This window comes from Methanococcus maripaludis C5, from assembly GCF_000016125.1.
GTDB classification, from domain to species: domain Archaea; phylum AGJL01; class Methanococci; order Methanococcales; family Methanococcaceae; genus Methanococcus; species Methanococcus maripaludis_D.
Genome location: NC_009135.1, coordinates 173886 through 194613, shown reverse-complemented (window position 1 = coordinate 194613; position 20728 = coordinate 173886). Strand labels below are relative to the sequence as shown.

Below are 20728 nucleotides of genomic sequence, written 5' to 3'. Positions count from 1 at the left end.
TAGCTATTTTATTTAAGTTCATTTTATTATTGGTTTAAAAACGGTTTTAGGTTGAGATATTGAAAAAATTTATTGTGAGATACGGAGAAATTGGAACAAAATCAAGACAGACCATGCACAGGTTTGAAAAATTGCTTGCAAAAAACATTTCAAAGCTTGCAAAAAAACACGGAATTTCCGCAGAAGTTGAAATAATCCATACAAGATTGATTGTAGACATTCCTAAAGAAAATTTTGAAAAGATGAAGGAACTATTAAAAAAAGTACCTGGAATTGTATCATTTAGCCCATGCTATTACATAGATCCTGATATTGAAAAAATAAAGGAAATTTCATCCGAACTTTTTGAAAAAGAAATTGAAAAATACGAAAATAAAGAAAATATTACATTTAGAGTAAAAACTCAAAGACCGCAGAAAAAATTCCCTTTAACTTCTCTTGAAGTAAACATGGAAGTTGGGGGGCCAATTTCCGAAAAATATGGAATACAAGTAGATTTAACAAATCCGACAATTTCTCTTGATATCGAAGTATTCAACGAATACGCTTACGTATTTGCAGAAAGAATTAGTGGAATTGGCGGAATTCCTGTTGGAACCCAAGGTAGAGTTTTAGTATTATTATCAGATGGAATCGATAGCCCTGTTTCTGCATACATGATGGCAAAAAGAGGATGCAAACTTTTACTTTTGCACATGAAAACTTCAGATGAAGGACTTGAAAAAACCCAGAAACTTGCTGATGTTTTAAGTGACTTTGATCCAGAAGCTAAATTTGTATACATGGATTTTAAAGAAGAACTTGAAAAAATTAAAGCCGAACTTACTGAAATTAATAGGGATAAATACACGTGCCTTTACTGTAAAAAATACATGTTAAAAATGGCTGAAAAATACGCAAAATGGCATAAATGTGATGCTATCATAAATGGGGATAATATGGGACAAGTTGCATCCCAGACTCTTAAAAATTTGCGTGTGATTAGTGAAGGAATTGATTATCCCATTTTAAGACCTTTAATCGGATTGGATAAAATTGAAATTATGGATATTGCAAGAAAAATTGGAACTTTTGGTATTTCGACCAGTAAAGAAGTAAGCTGTTTTGCAGTTCCAAAACACCCTATAACGAATGCAACACCTGAAGAAATAGAAAAAATTGAAGAACAGCTTTTAAATTTAAGAAATTGTAATGAATGTAAAAATTGTTAAATCAGGGGAAAATCTTGAATTCAAATCCATTTGAAACTTATAGGGATATTAGAATAATGAACGAAAACCCGAAATACCCTGTAAGAGGGGACGGAATAGTTCGTGAAAAAATAGAAAGTGAAAACGTCGAAATTGGAGAATATACTTACTATTCGGGATACTACGAAGGAAAAAAGTTTAAAGACTGCATAATGTATCTTGATGAAATCGACAATTGCAAAAACATGGATAAATTATTTATTGGTAAATTCTGCAGTATTGCATCAGGCGTTAAATTCATAATGGGTGGAAATCAGGGCCATAGATACGACTGGATTTCAACTTATCCACTAACTTTGATTTCTGAAACTCCTGAAGATTTAAAATCCGAAAATGGAAAAGGATATTTGAAAAAAGGAGATACGGTAATTGAAAACGATGTCTGGATCGGTGCAAACGTAACAATTATGCCTGGCGTAAAAATTGGCAACGGTGCAGTAGTTGCAACAGGAAGCATTGTTACAAAAGAAGTTCCTCCCTATACAATAGTTGGTGGAAATCCTGCAAAAATAATTAAAAAAAGATTTTCTGACGAAAAAATAGAACTTCTTTTGAAAATAAAATGGTGGGACTGGCCAATTGAAAAAATTAAAGCGAGTATCAAGACTTTAATGAGCGATGACTTTGAAGAATTAAAAAAGATTTGCGAAGAATAATTTTTTTATTTTTATTGATTAAATTTTTTCAAATTTCGATTTTTCCAAAATTCCAAGATTTTTTAAATAACTGCAAACTTTACAGACTTCGGTTGCAGATAAATCCCCACAGATTTTACACTCTCCCGTGTATCCTGGAAGTTCTATATGTTCGAGAAGTCTTTCGTATCCCCTTACAATTGAATATTTTGTTCCGGGATGGTTTTTTTCTAAAGTATCGGTAATTTCAGAGACTTCTGACCTGAATGATAGGCATGAATAAGGGCATGGCGACTTGTGATACGTTAATTCGAGCATATCTGCAAGTAAAAGTACTTCGTCTTCAGGGATTTTTTCTAAAGGTTTAATTCTTTTAACAAATTTAGGATGCTTTAAACTTTTTCCCAAGAATGCCAATTTTTTAACATCGCCTTCAATGTAGTTCATCATTACTGCTTGTGCAATATCATCCAAATTATGCCCGATTGCAAGGAAATCACATTTTTCTTCAATGGAAACCCGATTTAATATTTTTCTTCTAATTACTCCACAAAATGAACACGGATTCATTGTAAGATTTTTTTCTTTTGCGAGTTTTACAATTTCATCGAGATTGGTTCCAAGGTAATCTTTAAATTGAACGATTTTGTATTCGATGTCATGTTTTTCACAGAATTTTACTGCTGCCTCTATTCCATCGAGCCTATATCCTTCGATTCCTTCATTAACCATTATTGCAATAATTTTGGAATTTGGAATTTCTTTGTAAAATTCATTTAAAAGATAAGCCATTACAAGGCTGTCCTTTCCACCGCTGAGACCCATTGCTACTTTTATATTATTTTTGAGAACATCCCTTCCAAGGGTTTTTCTAACTTTTCTTTTGGTTTCTTTTATGAAACATGTCCTACAGTATTTATTTCCAGAGTGTTTTTGATGATATACGGAAGGTTCACCACATTTTCTGCATTTCATATGAATCACTTAAATTATCCGCCTGAAACTGGAGGATATATCCCAATTTCACTGTTTTTGTCTATTACATCGTTTGAAGAAACGATTTCAAAGTCTTTTGAAACAATTATTTTTCCATTTTCAAAATCTTCTTTTAATTGTAAATTGTAGTCATTTTCCAAAATTTCAATCAATTTCAAAATAGATACTTCATCTAGATCTATTGATATTTTTAAACCTTCGCCAAAATCTTCCCTGCATTTTGCAAAGAATTTTATTGTTAAATCCATATTAAATCACCTAAAAAAACAGTAAAAAATTAAATTTAATTAAAATAATTAGATTTCAAATATTTTAATTGCATTTACAGGGCATATTTTTGCACAGTTTTTACAGCCGATGCATTCATCTTCATCAAGTAATATTTTAAATTCATCGTCAACGGAAATAGCGCCAACCGGACAGTGAACAACGCATGCACCACAGTCGATACATTTTTCGTCATCTTTTTGAATAATTTTAGGTATATCTTCTACTTCCCCGAATTTTTTCAATATTTCAATTGATTTTTCGATCTGTTCTTCATCGCCAGTCAATTCGAGAATTAAAAATCCTTCTCTTGGTTCCATTTTTGCTTTTAAGATATTAACCATTACGCCAGTTCCTAAAACTACGTTTGAAACTACCGGTTCTCTTACGTTGCTTCCAGATATCCAGTAAAATACTCTTTTTTTCACTTAAATCACCAGATTAAATTTTATGAAGTCCTGTTCTCCCGATAAGTTTTGAGATATCTTCAGCTGAAACCACTCCAAGAACCCTGTTGTTTGAATCCACAACTGGAAGTCCTGAAATATTATTTCTGCTCATTTTTCTTGCTGCCATATCGATAGTCTCATCTGGTGTTGCAGATACTATATATGTGGTCATTATTTCAGAAATAGAATGTTTGTCCTGAGCCATTGCCTTTGCAATATCCCATGATGTGATTATTCCAGAAAGTTTGCCGTTTTCATCAATAATTGGAAGATGATTTATATTATTTTCAATTAAAACTCTTGAAGCTTCTGTAATTGATGTGTTTAAACTTCCTACAACTGCAGGTTTGCTTAATATATCTTTTACAAGTTTCATTTTTGCTTTCATCGGTTTTGTAACTGCACTTTTTAATGGCTCCAGTCTTTCCGTTAATGTAAATTCACTATTTGAAATCCAGTTTTTAAGCTCTTTTGAAATTTCCCGTGAAATTTTGTAGCTTGAAACTGAAGCAGTTCTCATGCATTTATCGACTTTTTTACCTTCGACTTCAACTTCAATCGTTACTTTTCCAGACCTTGCATCCCTGTAATTAGTAACACCTAACTCAGGCTTATCTCTTCTAGGAATTCCGTAATCTATGATTGGAACTGCAATATCTTCGTCTTTTATTGCACAGGTTTTTGCGATTTCTGCATTTAATATCGGAATTGGAACACCTATGCCCATGTAAAGCGTACTTCCATATTTTGGAATTGTTGCTCCTCTTAAATATTTAGTATTCATTTCTTTTAAGTTTCCTTGAACCATCAAAGTTCCAAATCCACTATTTGGACTGTGTTGAGTTCCTTCACCAGTAATATAACCTTGTGCTCCACCTAAGAATATTTTAGTACCTATTCCTAAAGTATTGTAATTCTTTGTTTCTTTGTTGAAATCATTTTGCAGTGGGTTTAATTGGCCTGCACCAGAATAATTGAAATTTCCGTATTCGGGAAGCAGTGCACCCATGTAAGTGTATATTTTTTCATCGGTACTGTTTGTAGCACCGTTGTATGACTGGAAACAGTTTCTTGGATTTACCAAAATTGCTTGATTTAAGTCATCTATTGTTATTGTTGTTGACACTTTTTTTCTTGGATAACAGTCCGTAGTATAACCTTCAGCAACGAGCTCAATTTCTTTTCCTGCCACAAGATCTTCAAGAACGTGAGAACCACCGTATGAAATATCAATATCATCATCACTATTTGTTTGGGCAGCCCCCAAATACGCATCAACTGCTGCAAGTCCAGAATATGCTTCTACACCATTCAAATACGTCTTGTACATTTTTATTGGGGGATCAGAGTGTCCAAAATTTAAAAATGCTCCGCTTGAACACATTGCTCCAAATGTACCTGTCGTAACTACATCTATTTCAACTGCCGCTTTTTCTGCACCCAGTTTGTCGACTATATCGATCATCTCTTCTGCAGTAACCACAACTGCATCGCCATTTCGTATCTTCTCGTTAATTTCGTGAACGGTTTTCAAAATATCAACCTTAATTTTATATATTTAAAGCAGTGAATGTATAATATCTGGACAATAATCCATCAAGTTAGCTCTAGAGTATATATAAACTATAATATATAACCATTTCACTATTTTGCTAATCTGAAATAATTTCGAAATATATTTAAAGATAGAAAATAATATATATGAGTTACCACTATTTTTCATGATATTAATATTATACGCATAAATTTATTTTTATAACTATTTTAAACAAATGGAGGCCAAATTGTGAAAGTATCGTCACATGAAATGGTTCCGACACATGAGATTATTCCAAGAGAAGAAATACCCCTTTTACTCGAAAAATATGATATAAAATTGCAGCAATTACCTAAATTGCTCGATACCGATCCCCTCGTGCTCGAAGTTGAAGCGACACCAGGAGACGTTTTAAAAATAACAAGAATGAGCCCTACTGCAGGCGAAACTACCTATTACAGATTAGTAATAGCAACTTCACCCTAACTGCCTGTCAATACCTGCTAAATATTTTTTAAATTTAAAATAAGCTATTATTCCTTATCTAAAAACTATGGGGGAAAATCATGGAATCCCGTGTCGTTGTTGATGCATTTTTTAAAGAGAACAGTTTAGTAAAACACCACATCGATTCCTACGATGATTTTGTGAAGAATAAAATTCAAAAGATCATCGATGAGGTAACTGGTGTCGAAACAGAAATTAAAGGAGGATACAAAGTATCCTTTGCAAAAGTGAGAGTTACAAAACCAATAAATAAAGAAGCTGACGGTTCTGTAAAAGAAATAACACCTATGGAAGCGAGAATTAGAAACCTTGCATACTCTGCACCGCTTTATCTTGAAATGATACCAACAGTTGGCGAAGATGAAGAAGAAAAGGTATTATCCCCTGTTGAAGTTTATATCGGAGAACTTCCAGTAATGCTTGGTTCAGAAATCTGCCACTTGTGCGGAAAATCTGATGAAGAATTGATAAAATACGGCGAAGATATACAAGATCCTCTAGGTTATTTTATTGTTAACGGTTCAGAAAAAGCAGTTGTTGCTCAAGAAGACCTTATTCCTAACAGAATTATATGTGAAAAGGTAGAAAAAAACAACAAAGTTGTAGATATCGCAAAAGTATTTTCAACTAGACATGGATTTAGGGCACTTTGTACGGTTGAGAGAAATCCAGATGGATTATTAAATGTTTCATTCCCGGGAATGCCTAGCACAATTCCACTAGTTATATTAATGAGAGCGCTTGGTGCAGAATCAGATAGAGAAATTATCGAATTAATTTCGGACGAACCAACAGTTGTTATGCAATTAATTGCAAACTTACAGGAAGCACGAGAAGAGCATGCAATAAACACGACTGAAGATGCACTCGAACATATCGGAAAAAGAGTAGCTCCAGGACAGCCTAAAGAGTACAAATTAAAAAGAGCAGAAACAATTCTTTGCAACTATTTATTGCCACACATGGGCGTAGAATCTGAGAAATTAGGTGCTAAATGTAAATATCTTGGAAGAATGGCTAAAAACTCAATCGAACTCTACTTAGGATTAAGGGTTGAAGATGATAAGGACCATTATTCAAATAAAAGATTAAAATTAGCTGGAGACTTGATGGAAGATTTGTTCAGACATTCATTCAACCAGTTAATTAAAGATATTAAATACCAACTCGAAAGACAAGCAATTAGAAACAAAGAACCTTCAATTCAAGCTGCAGTTAGAAGCGATGTTTTAACTGAAAGAATGAGACATGCGATGGCTACAGGAAACTGGGTGGGTGGAAGAACAGGGGTATCTCAACTTCTCGATAGAACCAGTTATCTTGCAACAGTATCCCAATTAAGAAGAGTTGTATCTCCACTTTCAAGATCACAACCTCACTTCGAAGCTAGGGACTTGCACGCAACCCAATGGGGTAAAATATGTCCATCCGAAACACCAGAAGGTCCAAACTGTGGTCTGGTAAAAAACCTTGCTGTAATGTGCAAAGTAACTACTGATGAAGGCGACGATAGCGTAATCGAATTATTAAGAGAACTCGGTCTCACAAAGGAAAACTAAATTTAATATTGAACGAATTTAGTCAATTAAGAAGGTGGATACCTTGGAAAAACAGACAAATGTATATGTTAACGGGAAATTGATCGATACCACAGAAGACCCTGAAACACTTGTTAAAAACTTAAGGGAAAACAGGAGAAGTGGAAAATTATCACCAAGTACGTCAATTTCATTCAATGAAGAGAGCAACGATGTACACATTTCGACCGATGGTGGAAGGGCTGTAAGACCATTAGTTGTAGTTGAAAACGGTGCTTCAAAATTAACACAAGAATTACTCGAAAAAGTAGATGCTCAAGAATTAACTTTTCATGAACTAGTTGATTCAGGTGTTATTGAATACTTAGATGCTGAAGAAGAAGAAAACGCAAGAATTGCGATGTACGAAGATGAAATAACTGAGGAAAACACTCACATTGAAATCGACCCTCTTGTTATTTTAGGTATCGGTGCAGGTGTTGCTCCATACCCAGAACACAATTCAGCTCCAAGGATTACGATGGCTGCTGCGATGAGTAAACAGTCACTTGGAATTCCTATGGCAAACATAAAATGGAGAATGGATACAAGAGGACACTTACTCCACTACCCACAAGTTCCTCTTGTAAGAACAAAACACCAGGAAATCTTAGGATTTGACAAAAGACCTGCTGGACAGAATTTCGTTGTAGCAGTTATGAGTTACGAAGGCTACAACATGGAGGATGCGTTCATTATCAACAAAGCATCCCTTGAAAGAGGTCTTGGTAGAAGTACATTCTTTAGAAGCTACGAAAGCTTTGAAAAAAGATACCCGGGGGGACAACTCGATAAATTCGAAGTTCCTGAAAAAGGAGTTAGAGGTTACAGAGCTGAGGATGCTTACCGAAACTTAGGGGACGATGGTTTAATCGACCTTGAATCCAATGTAAGATCTGGAGATGTAATTTTAGGAAAAACGTCACCTCCGAGATTTTTAGAAGAACAGGAAATCACCCTTCAAACAAAATCACAAAGAAGAGACACTTCCGTTACGATCAGACACGGTGAAGAAGGAATCGTTGACCTTGTAATTTTAAGTGAAACGAAAGAAGGAAACAGACTTGGAAAAGTTAGAGTTAGAGATTTAAGAATTCCTGAGTTTGGTGACAAATTTGCATCCAGACACGGTCAGAAAGGCGTTATCGGACTTATTGTTCCACAAGAAGACCTTCCATACACCGAAGATGGAGTAATTCCAGATTTAATTATCAACCCACACGCAATTCCTTCGAGAATGACTATCGGACAGGTTCTTGAAATGATTGGCGGTAAAGTTGGTTCTTTAGAATGCAGAAGAATCGACGGAACAATTTTCAGCGGCGAAAGCGAATGGAAATTAAGAGAAGGCCTTGAAAAATACGGCTTCGAACACCATGCAAAAGAAGCAATGTACGATGGAAAATCAGGTAGAAAATTAGAGTGCGATATTTTCGTTGGAGTTGCATACTACCAGAAACTACACCACTTGGTTGCTGGAAAAATCCACGCAAGAAGCAGGGGGCCAATCCAAGTTCTTACAAGACAACCTACCGAAGGTAGGGCAAGAGAAGGAGGCCTTAGATTTGGGGAAATGGAAAGAGATGTATTAGTTGCCCACGGTGCTGCAATGCTCCTTAAAGAAAGACTTCTCGATGAATCAGACCCTCACGAAGACTACGTTTGTGCAAAATGTGGTGAAATTGCAATCTTCGATTACAAGAGGGGCATGAAATTCTGTCCAGTTTGTGGTGAATCAGAAGACATTCAGGATAACAGAAAGATCCCGCCTGTAAAAATTGCTTATGCATTCAAATTATTGTTGGATGAACTTAAGAGTATGGGAATCGATCCAAAATTAGAATTAAAAGATAGAGCATAACTTAAATTATTTTATTTTTATTAAAAAGGTCTAAAACCACGGTGAAACATATGGATAGATTTGATGTTCCAAAGGAAATCGGAGATATTACATTTGGATTGCTCTCCCCTGAACAGATAAGAACCATGTCAGTTGCGAAAATCGTTACCGCAGACACCTACGATGATGACGGATACCCAATTGACGGTGGATTGATGGATACTAGACTCGGTGTTATTGACCCTGGATTAGTATGTAAAAGCTGCAGTGGAAGAGTAGGAACTTGTCCTGGACATTTCGGACATATTGAACTTTCAAAACCAGTAATCCATATAGGATTTGCAAAAGATATTTATAAAATCTTAAAAGCAGTGTGCCCACACTGTGGAAAAGTTGCGATTACAGAGCTAAAAAGGGATGAATACTTAGAAAAAATGGCCAAACTCGAAGAAGATGGCGGAGACCCTTGGACACTCTGTGATGATTTATTAAAAGAAGCTGCAAAAGGTAGCGTCTGCCCTTCATGTGGTGAAGTTAAAGCAGATGTAAAATACGATAAACCTACTGCATACCACCAATTAGATGGAAAAGCTCAAAAACAGTTAACATCATCAGAAGTTAGAGAAATTTTAGAAAAAATTCCTGCTGAAGACTGTAGATTATTAGGAATTAATGCAAAAGTTGCAAGACCTGAATTTATGGTTTTGACAGTTTTACCAGTTCCTCCAGTAACGGTTAGGCCTTCAATCACACTTGAAAGTGGAGAAAGAAGTGAAGATGACTTAACACATAAATTAGTTGATATTATCAGAATTAACCAGAGGTTAGAAGAAAATATCAACGGTGGAGCTCCAAACTTGATTATTGAAGATTTATGGGACTTATTACAGTACCACATAAACACTTACTTTGATAATGAAGCACCAGGAATTCCCCCAGCAAGACACAGAAGTGGAAGACCTCTTAGAACACTTGCTCAAAGGTTAAAGGGTAAAGAAGGTAGGTTCAGACACAACTTAGCAGGTAAACGGGTAAACTTCTCTGCAAGGACTGTTATCTCACCTGACCCAAGACTCAGTATCAACGAAGTTGGTATTCCGAAATTAATCGCAAAAGAATTAACTGTTCCTGAAAAAGTTACACCTTACAACATTGAAAAAGTAAGAACACTTCTAAGAAACGGAGCTGACACCCACCCCGGGGTAAACTACGTGGTTAAGAAAGTAAGAACTAAAGATGGAAAAGAAGAAGAATACAAAATAAAAATTACTGATGCCAACAAAGACATGTGGGTAGAAAATATAACCGATGGAATGGTTGTTGAAAGGCACCTTTCAAACGGAGACATTGTGTTGTACAATAGGCAGCCATCACTTCACAGAATGTCAATCATGGCACACAAAGTAAAAGTTCTTCCATACAGAACTTTCAGACACAACTTGTGTGTATGTCCACCTTACAACGCGGATTTCGATGGTGACGAGATGAACGTTCACGTCCCACAGTCTGAAGAAGCGAGAGCTGAAGCTGAAAACTTAATGCTCGTTGAAAAACACATTGTTTCCCCAAGATTTGGTGGTCCAATCATCGGTGGAATTCACGACTTTATTTCAGGAGCATACATCCTTACAAGTTCGTTATTTACAAAAGACGAAGCTTTAACATTATTAAATAGCTCTGGACTCAATTTAGATCTTGGCGAACCCGATCTCGTTGAAAATAAAGTGGAATACTACAGCGGAAAAACATTATTCAGTAAAACACTTCCAGAAGGATTGAGCTTACAGTATAGAGCAAAAATCTGTAAAAAATGTGATAACTGTACCAAAGAAGAATGTGAACACGATGCTTACGTGGTAATAAGAAATGGAAAACTATTACGTGGAGTAATCGATAAAAACGGATTTGGTTCAGAAGCTGGAATTGTATTAAACACCCTTGTAAAAGACTTTGGTTCAGAAGATGCAAGATTATTCCTTGATGCTGCAACCAAAATGTCAATAAAAGCAATGGTTTTGAAAGGATTTACGACAGGTATTGACGATGAAGATATTCCTGCTGAAGCAATTCAGGAAATTCAGGATTTATTAAATAAAGCTGAACAGGATGTCGAAGATATCGTTGAAAAATATGAAAACGGAACTTTAGAATCCCTCCCCGGAAGAGGTGTTGAAGAATCCAGAGAAGCATACATCATGCAGATTTTGGGTAAAGCAAGAGACCAAGCTGGTAACGTTGCTGAAAAATATTTAAGTAAAGAAAACCACGCGGCTCTGATGGCAAGAACTGGTGCAAGAGGTTCGCTCCTTAACATTACGATGATGGCTGCAAGCGTTGGTCAGCAATCAGTTAGGGGGGGTAGGGTCTTTAGAGGTTACAGAGACAGAACCCTTCCGCACTTTGGAAAAGGAAGTTTAGATGCAAAATCACACGGATTCGTTAGAAGTTGCTACAAAAAAGGATTAGCACCAACAGAATACTTCTTCCACGCAATGGGTGGTAGAGAAGGTCTTGTGGATCAGGCGGTCAGGACTGCACAGTCTGGTTACATGCAGAGAAGACTCGTAAATGCTTTACAGGATATTAGAGCAGAATACGATGGTACTGTAAGAGATTCAAGAGGACTCGTTGTTCAGTTTGAATACGGGGAAGACTTGGTAGACCCTGCAAAAGCAGACCACGGAAAAGGTGTAGATTTAGATAAAGTATTCACAAAAGTTACTTCAAAATATGAAAATTAATTATTTTCAATTTCTTAAATTAAAACTATTTCTAGGTGAAACACATGCAAATGGCTGATTTAGAAAAGAAATTGGAAAATTCCGTCCTGCCACCGTTGTTAAAAAGAGAACTTTCGGAAAAAATTTTAAAGGATGGACTAAGTGAAGAATACCTCGTTGACGAAATCATAAGCGAAACTACAAGGGCATACGAAAGAACTCTCGTAGAGCCTGGAGAAGCAGTTGGTGTTGTTGCAGCACAATCAATTGGTGAACCTGGTACGCAGATGACAATGAGAACGTTCCACTATGCAGGGGTAGCGGAGTTAAACGTTACTCTTGGTCTTCCAAGGATGATTGAAATTGTAGATGCTAGAAAAGAGCCATCTACCCCAACAATGACAATTTACTTAAATGATGAATTCAAGGGCGATAGAGAAAAAGCGTCAATGGTCGCAAAAAACATTGAAAGTACCAATGTTGAATCTGTTTCAGAAGACATCAGTGTAGATTTAGTAAATGAATGCATTACAATTATATTGAACAGCCAACAGCTTGAAAGCAGAGGATTAACTGTTCCTGATGTAATCGAAGCAATAAAATCCAAAATGAAACTTAAAATTGATGATCACGAAAACGTGCTCAACTTAAAAATTAAAACACCTTCATTGAAAGCATTAAGAAAGAGACTTCCAAAAGTTAGAGCAATCCACTTAAAAGGTGTGCAAAACATCAAAAGGGTTATTATCAGAAAAGAAGTTGATGAATACATCCTTTACAGTGAAGGTTCAAACATCAAAGAAGTCTTTGACATCGAAGGTGTTGATACAACAAAAACCACTACAAACAACATTGTTGAAATTCAGGATGTTTTAGGTATCGAAGCTGCAAGAAATGCAATCATATACGAAATGGATGCAACCCTTGGAAACCAAGGTCTTACAGTAGACAAAAGACACTTGATGATGGTAGCAGACCTTATGTGTACGGATGGAGTTGTAAAACCAATCGGTAGACATGGTATTGGTGGTGAAAAAGCATCAGTTCTTGCAAGAGCAGCATTTGAAGAAACTGTAAAACACCTCTACTCTGCATCCATGAGAGGATATGTTGATGAACTCGGCGGAGTTGTTGAAAACATTATTGTTGGAAAACCAATTGCAATGGGTACAGGCTGCATCGACATATGCATCGACAAGACTTACGAAGAAGGAAAAGAATTATAATTTAATACTTTTTTAATTATTTTTAAGACAATTGTTTTTTATACCGTTTATAATACCCACTTAGATCCTTTAATTATAATTAGAGAGTTCTTGTTTGATGCAAAGGTATAAAAGTAACATGTAACTATTAACTAGTTCGTATATTCATAGGGACATTAATTTCCAAATTGCATAGGAAAACCCTCTGGAGAATATAATGAGAAGGAGGTCTAGTATGGACATAAACAGAGCTATAAGAGTAGCAGTGGACACTGGAAACGTAGTCTTAGGTACAAAACAGGCTATTAAAAACATAAAACACGGCGAAGGCCAGTTAGTAATCGTTGCAGACAACTGTGCAAAAGACGTTAAAGAAGACATTTTTTACTACACAAAACTTTCAGAAACCCCGGTTTACACACACCAGGCAACTTCAATCGAACTTGGAGCTATCTGTGGAAAACCATTCCCTGTTTCCGCATTGTTGGTTTTAGAACCTGGTAACTCGGCTATTTTAAACGTTAACAATGAAGAATAACCGTGGGTGATGGTTGATGAGAATTAAACTTAATACAGAAGATATCATGAGAATCAGCCTCTTCGAAAAGATGACTGGCGCTAACGTGATTGATAGTACTTCTGATGACGAAAAGATTGTTTTCGTTGTTAAGGAAGGCGACATTGGAGCTGCAATAGGAAAAGGCGGCGAAAATGTGAGAAATGCAACCGAAAAATTCGGTAAAAAAATAGACTTAATCGAATACTCCGAAGATGCAAAACAGTTCATTAAAAACATTTTTGCACCAATCGAGTTGGAAGATGTCTGGACTAAAAAATTTAGTGACGATTTAGTAGTTTACGTTAGAGTTCATCCAAGATTAAGGAGAGCTGTTATCGGAGACAAAGGAAAAAACATTGATAGGGCAGTTGACATTGCAGGAAGACTTGCAGGTGTTAAAAATATCAAAGTCGTTGCTGGTTTAAAAAAAGATAACGATAAAAAACCAAAACAGGAAGAAATACCTGAAAAAGCAGCAGAATCATCTACAAATGTTGAAGCTGAAGAAAACCAATAAGGTGATTTTATGGCAGGAAGTAAATCTCCAAAAGGAGAATTCGCAGGAAGAAAATTACTTTTGAAAAGAAAAGCAAGCAGATGGCACCACTACAAATACGTGAACAAAGCATTGAGCTTAAAATTAAAAGCTGACCCATTAGAAGGTGCTCCAATGGGAAGAGGAATTGTTGTTGAGAAAGTAGGTCTCGAAGCAAAACAGCCAAACTCTGCTATCAGAAAATGTGTTAGAGTTCAGTTAATCAAAAACGGTAGACAAGTTACAGCATTTGCACCTGGAAACCACGCTATCAACTTCATTGATGAACACGACGAAGTTGTTATCGAAGGTATCGGTGGTCCATCAGGACAGGCTAAAGGGGATATCCCTGGAGTTAGGTACAAAGTTGTAATGGTTGGTAAAAACTCAATCAGAGAGCTTGTCAGAGGAAGACAGGAAAAAGTTAAAAGATAAATTAAGATCTAAAAAAGAAAAAAGGGTGAAAAATTGGAAATCAAATTATTTGGTAAATGGGACAGTGAAACTGTCACAGTTAAAGACCCAAGTTTAAAATCCTACATTAGTGTAGCTCCAGTTTTAGTTCCACATACTGCAGGAAGAAATACAAAGAAAAGCTTTGATAAAGCTAAAATGAACATTGTAGAAAGATTAGCTAACAAATTAATGGCTAACCAAAACAACACCGGTAAAAAACACGAAACTTTAGCAATTGTTGAAGAAGCTTTAGCAATTATTGAAAACAGGACAAAAGAAAACCCTGTTCAAGTTTTAGTTGATGCTTTAGAAAATTCAGGACCTAGAGAAGAAACAACAAGAATCTCTTACGGGGGAATCGCATTCTTACAGTCCGTTGATGTTTCACCATCAAGAAGATTAGACACTGCTTTCAGAAACATCGCTCTCGGTGCTTCAGACAGTGCACATAAAAACAAAAAAACCGTTGCTCAATGCTTAGCAGACGAAATCATCTTTGCTTCAAAAGCTGACATGCAAAAAAGCTTTGCTGTTAGGAAAAAAGAAGAAAAAGAAAGAGTTGCACAATCTGCAAGATAAATTTAAATATTTTTTATTATTTCTTTATAATTAACCAAGTATCATAATTTGGTAACTACTGGTTACATATTATGAACTGCTCAAAAAATAAAAGAGTGAGATTATGGGAAGAAGAGCAAAAATGGTTGAAAAGGTTAAAACCTTAATGGAAACGCACGACCAAATTAGAAATATGGGTATCTGTGCTCACATCGACCACGGTAAAACAACATTATCAGACAACTTGCTTGCAGGAGCAGGTATGATCTCAAAAGAATTAGCTGGAGACCAGCTTGCACTCGACTTCGATGAAGAAGAAGCTGCAAGAGGTATCACAATCTACGCTGCAAACGTTTCAATGGTACACGAATACGGCGGAAAAGAATACTTAATCAACTTAATTGACACCCCTGGTCACGTTGACTTCGGTGGTGACGTTACAAGAGCAATGAGAGCAATTGATGGTGCTGTTGTTGTATGTTGTGCAGTTGAAGGTGTTATGCCGCAAACTGAAACTGTTTTAAGACAGGCATTAAAAGAAAAAGTTAAACCTGTTTTATTCATTAACAAAGTTGACAGATTGATCAATGAGTTGAAATTAACCCCTGAAGAATTACAGGGAAGATTCATGAAAATCATTGCAGAAGTTAACAAGTTAATCGAAAAAATGGCCCCTGAAGAATTCAAAACCGAATGGTTATGTGACGTTGCAAACGGAAAAGTTGCTTTCGGTTCAGCATACAACAACTGGGCTATTTCAGTTCCATACATGCAAAGATCAGGAATTTCATTCAAAGATATTATTGACTACTGTGAACAAGAAAAACAAGGAGAATTAGCCGACAAAGCTCCGCTCCACGAAGTTGTTCTTGACATGTCAATCAAACACTTACCAAACCCACTCCAAGCTCAGAAGTACAGAATTCCAAATATCTGGAAAGGAGATGCTGAATCAGCTATCGGTAAATCAATGGTTGAGTGTAACCCTAACGGACCTCTCGCAGGTGTTGTTACAAAAATTATCGTTGATAAACACGCTGGTGCAATTTCCGCATGCAGATTGTTTTCAGGAAGAATCAAACAAGGAGACGATCTCTACCTCGTTGGTTCAAAACAGAAAGCAAGAGCCCAACAAGTTTCAATTTTCATGGGTGCTGAAAGAGTTCAGGTGCCAAGCATTTCAGCAGGTAACATCTGTGCTTTAACAGGATTAAGAGAAGCTACTGCTGGTGAAACAGTATGCAGCCCTTCAGAAATCTTAGAACCTGGATTTGAATCATTAAGCCACACCTCTGAACCAGTTATCACTGTTGCAATCGAAGCTAAAAACACTAAAGATTTGCCAAAATTAATTGAAATCTTAAGACAGATTGCAAGAGAAGACAACACAGTAAGAGTAGAAATCAACGAAGAAACCGGTGAACACTTAATCAGCGGTATGGGTGAGCTCCACATCGAAGTTATCACAAACACCAAAATCGGAAGAGATGGTGGAATTGAAGTAGATGTCGGTGAACCAATCGTTGTTTACAGAGAAACGATTATGGGCACATCCCCAGAAATCGAAGGAAAATCACCAAACAAACACAACAAGCTCTACATGATTGCAGAGCCTATGGAAGAATCCGTATACGCTGCATACGTAGAAGGTAAACTTCACGATGAAGACTACAAAAAGAAAACTACCGCTGATGGTGAAGCAAGGTTAGTTGAAGCAGGTCTTGAAAAAGATCAAGCTAAAAAAGTAATGTCAATTTACAACGGAAACATGATTGTAAACATGACAAGAGGTATCGTACAACTCGATGAAGCTAGAGAGTTAATTATCGAAGGTTTCAAAGAAGGTGTAAGAAACGGTCCACTCGCAGCTGAAAAAGTTCAGGGCGTAAAAATCAAATTAATGGATGCAACATTCCACGAAGATGCAATCCACAGAGGTCCTGCTCAAATTATCCCTGCTGTAAGATTCGGGGTAAGAGATGCAGTTAGCCAAGCAAAACCAGTTCTCCTCGAACCTATGCAAAGTGTTTACATCAACACCCCGCAAGACTACATGGGAGACGGTATGAAAGAAATCAACAACAGAAGAGGACAGATCCTCGACATGGAACAAGAAGGAGACATGTCAATCATCAAATCCTCAGTACCTGTTGCTGAAATGTTCGGATTTGCTGGTGCAATTAGAGGGGCTACCCAAGGTAGATGTTTATGGAGCGTTGAGTTCTCAGGCTTTGAAAAAGTTCCAGGAGAGCTTCAACCTAAAATTGTTAAACAGATTAGAGACAGAAAAGGTTTAAAATCTGAATAATCAATTACCATAAAATATATATACCCTTTTTCACTATGATATTACAAAAATCGACTAAACACATGCTCTTATGGAGGAATGATTATGGCAAAAGAAAAACCAATTCTTAACGTTGCATTTATCGGACACGTAGATGCTGGTAAATCAACAACAGTAGGAAGATTATTATTAGACGGTGGAGCTATCGACCCACAGTTAATCGTAAGATTAAAAAAAGAAGCTGAAGAAAAAGGTAAAGCAGGATTCGAATTTGCTTACGTTATGGACGGTTTAAAGGAAGAAAGAGAAAGAGGGGTTACAATTGACGTAGCTCACAAAAAATTCCCTACCGCAAAATACGAAGTTACAATCGTAGACTGCCCAGGCCACAGAGACTTCATTAAAAACATGATCACTGGTGCTTCACAAGCTGATGCAGCCATCTTAGTTGTAAACGTTGACGATGCTAAATCAGGTATTCAACCACAAACAAGAGAACACGTATTCTTATCAAGAACACTCGGTATCTCACAATTAGCTGTTGCAATCAACAAAATGGACACAGTAAACTTCTCAGAAGCTGACTACAACGAAATGAAAAAGATGTTAGGCGACCAATTGTTAAAAATGGTTGGATTCAACCCAGACAACATCACATTCGTACCAGTTGCTTCACTCCACGGTGACAACGTATTCAAAAAATCCGACAAAACACCATGGTACAACGGACCTACACTTGCAGAAGTTATCGATGCGTTCCAACCACCTGAAAAACCAACAACCTTACCATTAAGATTACCTATCCAAGATGTTTACTCAATCACTGGTGTAGGTACAGTTCCAGTAGGAAGAGTTGAAACAGGTATCATCAAACCAGGAGACAAAGTTATCTTCGAACCTGCAGGAGCAGTAGGGGAAATTAAAACTGTGGAAATGCACCACGAACAATTACCAAGCGCTGAACCAGGAGACAACATCGGTTTCAACGTAAGAGGTGTTGGTAAAAAAGACATCAAAAGAGGAGACGTTTTAGGACACACAACAAACCCTCCAACAGTTGCTGCAGATTTCACAGCACAAATTGTTGTTTTACAACACCCATCAGTTATGACAGTAGGTTACACACCTGTATTCCACGCACACACAGCACAAATTGCATGTACATTCATGGAATTACAGAAAAAATTAAACCCTGCAACTGGTGAAGTTTTAGAAGAAAACCCAGACTTCTTAAAAGCTGGTGACGCTGCAATCGTTAAATTAATGCCTACAAAACCATTAGTTATGGAAAGCGTTAAAGAAATCCCACAACTCGGTAGATTCGCAATCAGAGATATGGGTATGACAGTTGCTGCAGGTATGGCAATCCAAGTTACAGCTAAAAACAAATAATTTAGCTTAACTTTTTTTTCTTATTAAAACACGGAAAAAGAGGAATATTATGCAAAAAGCAAGAATTAAATTATCAAGCACACAACACACAGAATTAGACGGTGTATGCAACCAGATTAAAGCTATTGCTGAAAAAACTGGTGTAGACATGGCAGGTCCAATTCCATTACCAACAAAAGCGTTAAAAGTTACAACAAGGAAATCAACAGATGGTGAAGGTTCCTCATCATTCGACAGATGGACAATGAGAGTTCACAAAAGAGTTATCGACATTGAAGCTGACGAAAGAACCATGAAACACATCATGAAAGTTAGAATTCCAGACACAGTTCAAATCGAAATTGAATTGAGAAACTAATTTTAATTCGTTTAAATCGCAAAAGCCAGACGTATTGCAATCTGAGAGTTGAGGATTGCAATAAAACTTCTTTTTTTCGCATTATTAAATCAAAACATTTTTATAAAAACATTGATATAAAAAATAACACCTCATTCCAAAGTGTATGGGGAGTAATTTTATTTTCGACCATTGTTCAGAGTAATTATGGTATACTATTTTTTATTTTTTTGAAAAGTTATTTAACCCCAATTTACATAATAACGTATAGATTTTTTTATTTGAACATTGAACGGTGGTTTAAGTTGGTATTTAAGGCATATGATATCAGGGGAATTTATGAAAAAGAGTTAGATGATAATTTTGCGTATTCGTTAGGAAAACTTGTTGGAAAAAAATATGGACGAATAATGGTTGGAAATGATATCAGGATTGGTTCAAAAAAACTTTTAAAACCATTTATTTACGGGATACTTGAAACTTCTAAAGTTTACTATGCTGGAGAAATTTCAACTCCGTTAATGTATTTTGGAACTCTTAAAAAGTTCGATCTTGGGGTAATTTTAACTGCGTCACACAATCCAAAAGAATACACCGGATTTAAAATGTGTGACATCGATGCAATTCCCTTGTCTCCAGTAGATGAAATAAAACCAGATTTTGAAATGTTTGAACTTTCAGAAACCCAGAAAAAAGAAATTAAAAATTTGGATTTAGAAGGTTTAAAAGTTGATATTTCAAGCGAATACCTGAAATTTTTAAGTGAAAAAATTGAAAAAACTAATAGAAAAATTGCAGTGGACTTTGCAAACGGTGCAACCACCCATGCTGAAAAGCAGGTTTTAGAAAAAATTTTGGAAAATAAAATATTTATTAACGATTTTCCGGACGGAAAGTTCCCAGCGCACGAACCAGATACCCTCAAAAAAGAATGTTTGATTGATATAATAACTAGTGTAAAAAACAACTCCTGCGAATTTGGCCTTATTTTTGATGGGGATGGTGACAGGATTGGAATGGTCGATGAAAAAGGAAAAATTTTGGCAGGGGATATAATAACTGCGATAATTTCAAATGAAATCCTAAATGAAGTTAAAGGAAAAATTGTATACGATTTAAGATGCAGCAAAATCGTTCCTGAAATAATTTCGAAAAATGGTGGAACTCCGGTAAAAACAAGAGTTGGCCATTACTTTATAAAAAAATTAATGCATGAGATAGATGCTGAATTTGCAGGGGAGTTTAGCAATCACTTTTACTTCAAATCAGTAGGGTACTTTGAAAGCCCGTTATTAGCATTGAATTATATCCTGAAAGCACTTGAAAGAGAAGGAAAACCCCTTTCAGAAATTTCGAAAAACTACAACAAATATTTCCACAGTGGCGAAATAAACTTTAAAGTAACTGATCAAAACAAATCTATCAAATCTATCGAAGAAAGATATGGAAACATTTGTAAAATTGAAAAATTAGATGGAATTTCATTGTATTGTGATAAATTCTGGTTTAATGTAAGATCATCAAATACTGAACCACTTTTAAGGTTAAATTTAGAAGCAGACGATGAAAAAACAATGAATGATAAATTAAAAGAGATAAAAGAAATAATAAATTCTTAAAT

The 20728-nt window shown here is 36.0% G+C and carries 19 protein-coding genes; 15 read left to right on the top strand and 4 right to left on the bottom strand.

Annotated features, from left to right (window positions below):
• The first annotated feature begins 59 nt into the window (after positions 1-59).
• Both thiI and MMARC5_RS01130 read left to right on the top strand, forming a co-directional pair.
• Complete coding sequence (thiI, locus tag MMARC5_RS01135; protein ID WP_011867998.1) at positions 60-1211, top strand: tRNA uracil 4-sulfurtransferase ThiI; 1152 nt, start codon at positions 60-62, stop codon at positions 1209-1211.
• A gap of 56 nt (positions 1212-1267) precedes the next feature.
• Positions 1268-1906: a CatB-related O-acetyltransferase gene (locus MMARC5_RS01130; protein WP_394296037.1), complete on the top strand. Its 639-nt coding sequence runs from the start codon at positions 1268-1270 to the stop codon at positions 1904-1906.
• A gap of 18 nt (positions 1907-1924) precedes the next feature.
• On the opposite strand, the gene MMARC5_RS01125 is transcribed toward MMARC5_RS01130, so the two are convergent.
• The 4 genes from MMARC5_RS01125 to MMARC5_RS01110 are packed head-to-tail and all read right to left on the bottom strand — an operon-like array spanning position 1925 to position 5131.
• Complete coding sequence (locus MMARC5_RS01125; protein WP_011867996.1) at positions 1925-2860, bottom strand: TIGR00269 family protein; 936 nt, start codon at positions 2858-2860, stop codon at positions 1925-1927.
• A gap of 14 nt (positions 2861-2874) precedes the next feature.
• Positions 2875-3129, bottom strand: coding sequence for a MoaD/ThiS family protein (locus tag MMARC5_RS01120; protein ID WP_011867995.1), 255 nt, complete (start codon positions 3127-3129; stop codon positions 2875-2877).
• Between the two features lie 48 nt (positions 3130-3177).
• On the bottom strand, positions 3178-3576 hold the full coding sequence (locus MMARC5_RS01115; RefSeq protein WP_011867994.1) for a 4Fe-4S binding protein: 399 nt from the start codon (positions 3574-3576) through the stop codon (positions 3178-3180).
• A 13-nt stretch (positions 3577-3589) separates the two neighbouring features.
• On the bottom strand, positions 3590-5131 hold the full coding sequence (locus MMARC5_RS01110; RefSeq protein WP_011867993.1) for a homocysteine biosynthesis protein: 1542 nt from the start codon (positions 5129-5131) through the stop codon (positions 3590-3592).
• A gap of 252 nt (positions 5132-5383) precedes the next feature.
• On the opposite strand from MMARC5_RS01110, the gene MMARC5_RS01105 reads away from it, so the two are divergent.
• From MMARC5_RS01105 to MMARC5_RS01045, 13 genes are all read left to right on the top strand, one after another.
• Positions 5384-5620, top strand: a complete 237-nt coding sequence (locus tag MMARC5_RS01105; RefSeq protein ID WP_011867992.1) for a DNA-directed RNA polymerase subunit H — start codon at positions 5384-5386, stop codon at positions 5618-5620.
• Positions 5621-5700: 80 nt separating this feature from the next.
• Entirely contained in the window at positions 5701-7200 is a 1500-nt protein-coding gene (locus MMARC5_RS01100; protein WP_011867991.1) for a DNA-directed RNA polymerase subunit B'', read from the top strand.
• Positions 7201-7243: 43 nt separating this feature from the next.
• A complete protein-coding gene (gene rpoB, locus MMARC5_RS01095; protein ID WP_011867990.1) occupies positions 7244-9079 on the top strand; it encodes a DNA-directed RNA polymerase subunit B in 1836 nt (611 codons plus the stop codon).
• A gap of 50 nt (positions 9080-9129) precedes the next feature.
• Positions 9130-11799, top strand: a complete 2670-nt coding sequence (gene rpoA1, locus MMARC5_RS01090) for a DNA-directed RNA polymerase subunit A' (protein ID WP_011867989.1) — start codon at positions 9130-9132, stop codon at positions 11797-11799.
• Positions 11800-11843: 44 nt separating this feature from the next.
• Positions 11844-13004 (top strand): DNA-directed RNA polymerase subunit A'', encoded by a 1161-nt coding sequence (gene rpoA2, locus MMARC5_RS01085; protein ID WP_011867988.1) that lies wholly within the window; start codon positions 11844-11846, stop codon positions 13002-13004.
• Positions 13005-13200: 196 nt separating this feature from the next.
• Positions 13201-13521, top strand: a complete 321-nt coding sequence (locus MMARC5_RS01080) for a 50S ribosomal protein L30e (protein WP_011867987.1) — start codon at positions 13201-13203, stop codon at positions 13519-13521.
• A gap of 16 nt (positions 13522-13537) precedes the next feature.
• Positions 13538-14059: a NusA-like transcription termination signal-binding factor gene (locus tag MMARC5_RS01075; protein WP_011867986.1), complete on the top strand. Its 522-nt coding sequence runs from the start codon at positions 13538-13540 to the stop codon at positions 14057-14059.
• Positions 14060-14068: 9 nt separating this feature from the next.
• The gene (locus MMARC5_RS01070) at positions 14069-14512 is read left to right on the top strand and encodes a 30S ribosomal protein S12 (protein ID WP_011867985.1); all 444 of its coding nucleotides are present in this window, start codon (positions 14069-14071) and stop codon (positions 14510-14512) included.
• Positions 14513-14545: 33 nt separating this feature from the next.
• Entirely contained in the window at positions 14546-15112 is a 567-nt protein-coding gene (locus MMARC5_RS01065) for a 30S ribosomal protein S7 (RefSeq protein WP_011867984.1), read from the top strand.
• Between the two features lie 103 nt (positions 15113-15215).
• Positions 15216-17399 carry an elongation factor EF-2 gene (locus tag MMARC5_RS01060; protein ID WP_011867983.1) on the top strand — a complete coding sequence of 728 codons (2184 nt, stop codon included), beginning with the start codon at positions 15216-15218 and terminating at the stop codon, positions 17397-17399.
• Positions 17400-17483: 84 nt separating this feature from the next.
• Positions 17484-18770 (top strand): translation elongation factor EF-1 subunit alpha, encoded by a 1287-nt coding sequence (tuf, locus tag MMARC5_RS01055; RefSeq protein WP_011867982.1) that lies wholly within the window; start codon positions 17484-17486, stop codon positions 18768-18770.
• Positions 18771-18819: 49 nt separating this feature from the next.
• A complete protein-coding gene (gene rpsJ / locus MMARC5_RS01050) occupies positions 18820-19128 on the top strand; it encodes a 30S ribosomal protein S10 (RefSeq protein WP_011867981.1) in 309 nt (102 codons plus the stop codon).
• Between the two features lie 284 nt (positions 19129-19412).
• Positions 19413-20726, top strand: a complete 1314-nt coding sequence (locus MMARC5_RS01045; protein ID WP_011867980.1) for a phosphomannomutase/phosphoglucomutase — start codon at positions 19413-19415, stop codon at positions 20724-20726.
• Positions 20727-20728: the final 2 nt, after the last annotated feature.

Excerpts from the sequence above, each read along its gene's own strand:
- MMARC5_RS01080 (WP_011867987.1), top strand. The coding sequence starts at position 13,201 with ATGAGAAGGAGGTCTAGTATGGACATAAACAGAGCTATAAGAGTAGCA.
- MMARC5_RS01100 (WP_011867991.1), top strand. The coding sequence starts at position 5,701 with ATGGAATCCCGTGTCGTTGTTGATGCATTTTTTAAAGAGAACAGTTTA.
- rpoA1 (WP_011867989.1), top strand. The coding sequence starts at position 9,130 with ATGGATAGATTTGATGTTCCAAAGGAAATCGGAGATATTACATTTGGA.
- tuf (WP_011867982.1), top strand. The coding sequence starts at position 17,484 with ATGGCAAAAGAAAAACCAATTCTTAACGTTGCATTTATCGGACACGTA.
- rpoA2 (WP_011867988.1), top strand. The coding sequence starts at position 11,844 with ATGCAAATGGCTGATTTAGAAAAGAAATTGGAAAATTCCGTCCTGCCA.
- rpsJ (WP_011867981.1), top strand. The coding sequence starts at position 18,820 with ATGCAAAAAGCAAGAATTAAATTATCAAGCACACAACACACAGAATTA.
- MMARC5_RS01130 (WP_394296037.1), top strand. The coding sequence starts at position 1,268 with ATGAACGAAAACCCGAAATACCCTGTAAGAGGGGACGGAATAGTTCGT.
- MMARC5_RS01125 (WP_011867996.1), bottom strand. The coding sequence starts at position 2,860 with ATGAAATGCAGAAAATGTGGTGAACCTTCCGTATATCATCAAAAACAC.
- MMARC5_RS01060 (WP_011867983.1), top strand. The coding sequence starts at position 15,216 with ATGGGAAGAAGAGCAAAAATGGTTGAAAAGGTTAAAACCTTAATGGAA.
- MMARC5_RS01120 (WP_011867995.1), bottom strand. The coding sequence starts at position 3,129 with ATGGATTTAACAATAAAATTCTTTGCAAAATGCAGGGAAGATTTTGGC.
- MMARC5_RS01070 (WP_011867985.1), top strand. The coding sequence starts at position 14,069 with ATGGCAGGAAGTAAATCTCCAAAAGGAGAATTCGCAGGAAGAAAATTA.
- MMARC5_RS01075 (WP_011867986.1), top strand. The coding sequence starts at position 13,538 with ATGAGAATTAAACTTAATACAGAAGATATCATGAGAATCAGCCTCTTC.